The organism is Kurthia massiliensis (genome assembly GCF_000285555.1).
Classification (GTDB): Bacteria; Bacillota; Bacilli; order Bacillales_A; family Planococcaceae; genus Kurthia; species Kurthia massiliensis.
This window is the reverse complement of the sequence record NZ_HE610997.1, coordinates 154914-161554: the sequence shown is the minus strand read 5'-3', so window position 1 is coordinate 161554 and position 6641 is coordinate 154914. Positions and strand designations below refer to the sequence as shown.

The window sequence follows — 6641 nt, the reverse complement described above, 5'->3', positions numbered from 1 at the left end:
CCGCGCAAAAGCGCGATTCCGGTTTTTCTTATGCTCATTTGAGATCGTGTTTTTACACTTATGTCCCAGCCTCTTTTTGCTATTTACTTATTGAACGTACTCGTACGTCAATTCTTCTGTGTCGCTATTGACATCGACATGTAAATCGTGTCCGTTGAAAAACCATAAATCATCTTGTTCGATAAAGAAATGTAAGCCATCTTGTTCTAATGTTACTGCTGCTTCAATCGGTTCATCGACAGACATGCCGATTGAATAACTTTCATGAAACGGGTTAGAACCGCCGTATCGTGCAAAAAAACGAACAGCTTGATTTGATGAGACATCCATTTCTTCTTTAAACCATTTAATTGCTTCAGTTGAGATCACTAATTTCATGTACAATGCACTCCTTTGTTATAGCCATGATACTTTAGGCTCTGTACCATCTTTAATGCGCTTAATATTCGCACGGTGACGATAAAAAATAAAGAAAACAAATGCGGCAATAATTAATAATAATAACCAGTCACCTGTTGCGAAGAAGTAGATCAGTACGTAGATTAATGCGACTAGTGCCGCAGCCATAGAAGATAAGCTAACCATTTTACATAGTTTTAAGCATATCAGGAAAGCAACAATAATGATAACGAAAAGTGGCCATTGATAGCCTAATACGACACCTGCTGAAGTTGCGACTGCTTTCCCACCACGAAATTTCGCGAAAATTGGGAACATATGACCAACGACCGCGACCATACCTGCGACAAGTGGATGTACCCCGCTACCAGCAAAAATGGCAAACGTCGGTAATAATGTTGCGAGTGTCCCTTTTAAAATATCAATCACAAGTGTGACAATACCAGCTTTCTTGCCGAGCACACGGAATGAATTTGTTGAGCCGAGGTTACCACTACCGTAGTCACGGATATCCTTGTTGAAAAATGCTTTCCCAATCCATAAACCTGGGGGAATTGAACCGAGTAAATAAGCAACTATAAGGACAAATATTAAGTTCATGAAAGAGCTCCCTTACAATTTAGTAGTAGGTACTAATAACATATGATTATTATTTTAACATATTGCACTAGCCCTACACAATTGAACAATTGTCTCTTATAATTCTATTCTTATTTTGCTTTCAATTCAATATTTGTAGTACAATAATGCCTGAGTCAATTCGTGACGCAAGCAGTTGACAGTGATATAATGAGTGTTACACTTAGGAAATACGAACGGGTGTTTGCGCTAGGGGGAATTTTTTTGACAACAAAACAAACAACGACATCTTATAATGAAGATGCAATTCAAGTATTAGAAGGATTAGAGGCAGTTCGTAAACGTCCTGGTATGTATATCGGTTCAACAGACGGACGCGGCCTTCATCACCTTGTTTATGAAATCGTCGATAATGCAGTCGATGAAGCATTAGCAGGGTATGGTGATCATATCATCGTAAAAATTCACGAAGATCAATCTATCACTGTAATTGACCATGGTCGAGGTTTACCAACCGGTATGCATAAAACAGGCAAACCAACACCCGAAGTAATTTTCACTGTGCTTCATGCCGGTGGTAAATTCGGCCAAGGTGGTTATAAAACGAGTGGTGGTTTACACGGTGTAGGTTCATCTGTTGTAAACGCACTTTCTATATTATTAGAGTTAGAAATTCAGCGTGACGGCGAGAAATATTATATGCGCTTTGAAGATGGTGGTAAGCCAGCAACGAGCTTAGAGCTTGTCGGTAAAACGAAGCAAACTGGGACATCTGTTCACTTTAAGCCAGATCCATCGATTTTCTCAACGACGAAATTTAACTTTGATATTTTAGCAGAACGTCTGCGTGAGTCTGCTTTCCTGTTAAAAGGATTGAAAATTGAGCTTATTGAAGAAGCGACTGAAAAACACGAAGTATATCACTACGAAAATGGGATCGAAGCGTTCGTATCCTACTTAAATGAAGATAAAGATGTATTACACCCCGTTCAATATATTGAAGGTATTCAAGATGAAATCGAAGTGGAATTTGCGTTTCAATTTAACGATGGCTATTCAGAAACGATTCTGTCATTCGTCAACAACGTACGTACACGCGATGGTGGTACGCATGAGACCGGTGCAAAAACAGCGATGACACGTGTCTTTAATGATTATGCGCGCAAAATTGGTTTACTAAAAGAAAAAGATAAAAATTTAGATGGCTCGGATATTCGTGAAGGTTTAGCGGCCATCATTTCAGTGCGTATTCCGGAGCAATTGCTACAGTTTGAAGGGCAAACGAAAGGGAAGTTAGGTACGAGTGAAGCTCGTGGTGCCGTTGATGGTGTCATTCAGCAAAAACTGATGTACATTTTAGAAGAAAATGCAGACCTTTCAGCTTCTCTTGTGCGTAAAGCAATCCGTGCGCAACAAGTGCGTGAAGCGGCACGTAAAGCGCGTGAGGATGCACGTAATGGCAAGAAAAATAAAAAACAGTCAAACTTATTATCAGGTAAGTTAACGCCAGCACAATCGAAAAATGCGGCGAAAAATGAGCTTTATTTAGTCGAAGGGGACTCTGCGGGGGGTTCTGCAAAACAAGGACGTGACCGTACGTTCCAAGCGATTTTGCCGCTGCGTGGTAAGGTTGTAAATACAGAAAAAGCGAAGCTACAAGACATCTTGAAAAATGAAGAAATTGCGACGATTATTCACGCGGTAGGTGCGGGTATCGGTGCAGATTTCAAAGTTGAAGATTCGGCATACGATAAAGTCATTATTATGACCGATGCCGATACCGATGGTGCACACATTCAAGTGTTATTATTAACATTCTTCTTCCGCTATATGCGTCCGTTAATTGAAGCGGGTAAAGTATATATCGCATTGCCACCACTTTACAAAGTGTCAAAAGGTTCAGGTCGTAAAGAAGTAATCGAATATGCATGGACCGATGAAGATTTAGATGCAGCGATTAAAAAAGTTGGTAAAGGCTACATTTTACAACGCTATAAAGGTTTAGGTGAAATGAACGCTGACCAATTATGGGATACAACAATGAATCCTGAAACACGTACGTTAATTCGCGTAACAATCAATGATTTAGAGCGCGCAGAACGCGGTGTAGCGACATTAATGGGCGATAAAGTAGAGCCACGTCGTAAATGGATTGAAGCGAATGTCGACTTTAGCATGGAGGAAGACAGCAACATTTTAGAAAATGAGTTTATTGCAGAAGGAGAGATTGACTAATGGCTGAGAGCTATCAAAATCTTCCTTTAGAAGATGTCATTGGTGACCGTTTTGGTCGTTACAGTAAATATATTATTCAAGATCGTGCATTACCAGATGCACGTGACGGTTTAAAACCGGTACAACGCCGTATTTTATATGCGATGTTTAATGAAGGAAATACAGCTGAGAAGCCATTCCGTAAATCCGCGAAAACAGTCGGTAACGTAATTGGTAACTACCACCCACATGGTGATACGAGTGTGTATGAAGCAATGGTTCGTATGAGTCAAGATTGGAAATCAAGCATGCCATTAATCGAAATGCACGGTAACAACGGTTCGCTCGATGGTGACCCACCAGCAGCAATGCGTTATACAGAAGCGCGTTTATCTAAAATTTCTGCGGAGTTATTGCGTGATCTTCAAAAAGAAACGGTTGAATTTATTCCGAACTTTGATGATCAAGATTTAGAACCGACTGTATTACCAGCACGTTTCCCGAACTTACTCGTAAATGGTGCAACAGGTATTTCAGCAGGTTATGCGACAGATATTCCACCACATGCATTACATGAAGTAATCGATGCGGCATTACTATACTTGAAAAAACCAACGGCGACAGTTGATGAATTGATGGAAGTATTGCCAGGGCCGGACTTCCCGACAGGTGGTATCATTCAAGGTGCAGACGGTATTAAAAAAGCATACGAAACAGGTCGCGGTAAAATTATCGTGCGTTCTAAAACAGAGATTGAAAAATTAAAAGGCTCTAAAGAACAAATCGTGATTACTGAAATTCCTTTCGATGTGAATAAAGCGCATCTTGTGAAAAAAATGGACGATTTACGTGTTGATAAGCGCTTAGATGGTATTGCAGAAGTACGCGATGAATCTGACCGTCAAGGCTTGCGTATCGTTGTTGAAATGAAAAAAGATATGCCGGCAGCGCCATTATTACCATTTTTATTTAAAAACACAGATTTACAAGTGACGTACAACTTCAATATGATTGCGATTCATAACCGTCGTCCAACGATGATGACATTACCGTTATTATTAGAATCATACGTAGAACATCAAAAAGAAGTCATTACACGTCGTTCTCAATTTGATTTAAGAAAAGCAAAAGCACGTCTACATATCGTCGAAGGCTTAATGAAAGCATTGTCGATTTTAGACAAAGTCATTGCTGCGATTCGTGCATCAAAAGATAAAAAAGATGCGAAACATAATTTAGTGACACAATTTGCATTCTCTGAAGAACAAGCAGAGGCAATCGTTTCATTACAACTGTATCGTTTAACGAATACAGACATTACTGATCTTCAAGAAGAACAAAAAGAATTAAATGAGTTCGTTGCGGAGTTAGAAGCTATTTTAGCAGATCCAAAAAAATTAGTGGCGGTATTACGTAAAGAGCTAAATGCAATTAAAAAAGCGTTTAAAACGGAACGTAAATCAGTCATTGAAGCAGAAGTTCAAGAAATTAAAGTCGATATGGACGTATTAATTCCGAGCGAAGAAGTCGTCGTATCTGTTACGAAAGACGGCTATATTAAACGTACGAGTCCACGTTCATATAAATCGTCAAACGGTAAAGACTTAGCGATGAAAGAATCCGATCATTTATTCTATAAAGCCTTTATTAATACACAACAACACGTCATGTTGTTTACGAACAAAGGACATTACATTTTACAACTCGTTCATGAACTGCCGGATATTCGCTGGAAAGATCTCGGACAGCACATTTCGAGTATCGTACCACTTGACCCAGACGAGCAATTAATCGCTGTTGAAGGTATTACGGACTTTAACGCAGATCGTTATGTCGTAACTGTCACGAAAAATGGTCAAATTAAACGTACAGCATTACAAGAATATTTAATTACACGTTTTAATAAATCGTATAAAGCGATGAATGTAAAAAAAGGCGATGAGCTTGTATTTGCGCAAGTTGTCGATGCAAAAGATAAAGATATTATTTTAGTAACACGCGATGGCTACGGTTTACGATTCCCAATGGAAGAAGTGGCACCGACGAGCACGCGTACTGCAGGTATTAAAGCTGCAAACTTAAAAGATGATGATTATATCGTATCGGTCGTTGTTGCTGATACAAACGATGAAGGCGACGTATTGATCGTAACGCACCGCGGTGCAGTAAAACGTATGCATATTCATGATTTTGAACTAACAGGTCGTGCAAAACGCGGCTTAACCATTTTACGCGAATTGAAAACAAAACCACATAAAATTCGCGACGTACGACGTGTATTAAGTACCGATACCGTCGTAATTGAAACAGAAAAAGGTGTACCAGAAACATTACTCGTGTCTAAATATCGTCATGCAGAACGTTATTCAAATGGTCAGTTTGTCATTGATTGCGATGCAGATGGAGACATTACGTATATAGAAGTCGTCCCACAAGAGTCATAAAATGAAAAAGGCATTACCGTAAAAGGTAGTGTCTTTTTTGTATAGAAAAAAGGCTGAAATATTATTTCAGCCTTTCCTACTTAACGACGTTTTTTCTTTTTACGATCTTTTTGATCGATTTCTTGCACGTAACGGTCTGGATCGATTCCTTTAACGAAATAAATAGATTGTTCGATAATGCGCGGACCATCATAGTCGATTAACGCATAATGATAGCTATCTTTTAATGTAATGAGATGCTTTTCTTTAGAAGAAGCGATCGTAATTAAGCGGTCTACCGTATTTGGTGGTAATACGTGATCGTCCTCTGAATGCATGACGAGAAGCGGTGCTTGAATACGATTTGCTTGTTCGGCGACATCTTTTGTGAAATCAATGATTTCGCGTGCAAGCGCAATCGGATAACGATCATAGCGATGAACTGTTATGCGAGGATTTTTAATATCTGCAGTTCCGATAGGGCCTTCTGTTTCGTTTGTAGCAATTAAGCGATCCACACTTTTTAACAGTTTGGCTGGAAGTTGATACGCTGCATTTAATAACAACAAACCGTCAATATGATATTGTTGCGCCAAATGTTGGGCAATCGTACCACCAAAATCGAAGCCGCAAATGACTTGATAGTCCGTATGTGCTTGTAACCACTCTAGTGCCGCTGTAGCACTGTGTACAATTTGTTCTAATGTCGTAGCGGATAAATCATCTGCTGTCGTACCATGACCGGCTAAGACAGGCATTTTAACAGTATAACCGTGTTCTTGAAAAGCTTCTGCCCATGGTGCGACCGTATCTGTCGTACAGCCAAAGCCATGTAACACTAAAATACCTACATGATTGCCGATATGTTCAATCGGCGTTGAATATTGTGCTAAAGACGTCATTTTCCTCACTCCTTCTTCTATTAGTTCTATCATATCGCTTTTTCAGAATTGAGTAAAATTTGTTACATTTATGTTTTTTTGCATAGATGCCCTTCGAAAGGGAATGACATAAAATAAAGAATGT

5 protein-coding genes are annotated in these 6641 nt (G+C 39.4%); 2 read left to right on the top strand and 3 right to left on the bottom strand.

Annotated elements, in window-relative coordinates; all coding sequences use genetic code 11:
- Nucleotides 1–87 precede the first annotated feature (87 nt).
- The gene (locus tag KMHG_RS05125; RefSeq protein ID WP_010287592.1) at nt 88–378 is read right to left on the bottom strand and encodes a HesB/YadR/YfhF family protein; all 291 of its coding nucleotides are present in this window, start codon (nt 376–378) and stop codon (nt 88–90) included.
- A gap of 18 nt (nt 379–396) precedes the next feature.
- On the bottom strand, nt 397–999 hold the full coding sequence (plsY, locus tag KMHG_RS05120) for a glycerol-3-phosphate 1-O-acyltransferase PlsY (protein ID WP_010287590.1): 603 nt from the start codon (nt 997–999) through the stop codon (nt 397–399).
- A 243-nt stretch (nt 1000–1242) separates the two neighbouring features.
- On the opposite strand from plsY, the gene parE reads away from it, so the two are divergent.
- Both parE and parC read left to right on the top strand, forming a co-directional pair.
- Complete coding sequence (gene parE, locus KMHG_RS05115) at nt 1243–3213, top strand: DNA topoisomerase IV subunit B (protein WP_010287587.1); 1971 nt, start codon at nt 1243–1245, stop codon at nt 3211–3213.
- Entirely contained in the window at nt 3213–5636 is a 2424-nt protein-coding gene (gene parC / locus KMHG_RS05110; protein WP_010287585.1) for a DNA topoisomerase IV subunit A, read from the top strand. Before parE ends, parC begins: the two co-directional genes overlap by 1 nt.
- A gap of 80 nt (nt 5637–5716) precedes the next feature.
- On the opposite strand, the gene KMHG_RS05105 is transcribed toward parC, so the two are convergent.
- Nucleotides 5717–6517 (bottom strand): alpha/beta hydrolase, encoded by an 801-nt coding sequence (locus KMHG_RS05105; RefSeq protein WP_010287582.1) that lies wholly within the window; start codon nt 6515–6517, stop codon nt 5717–5719.
- Nucleotides 6518–6641: the final 124 nt, after the last annotated feature.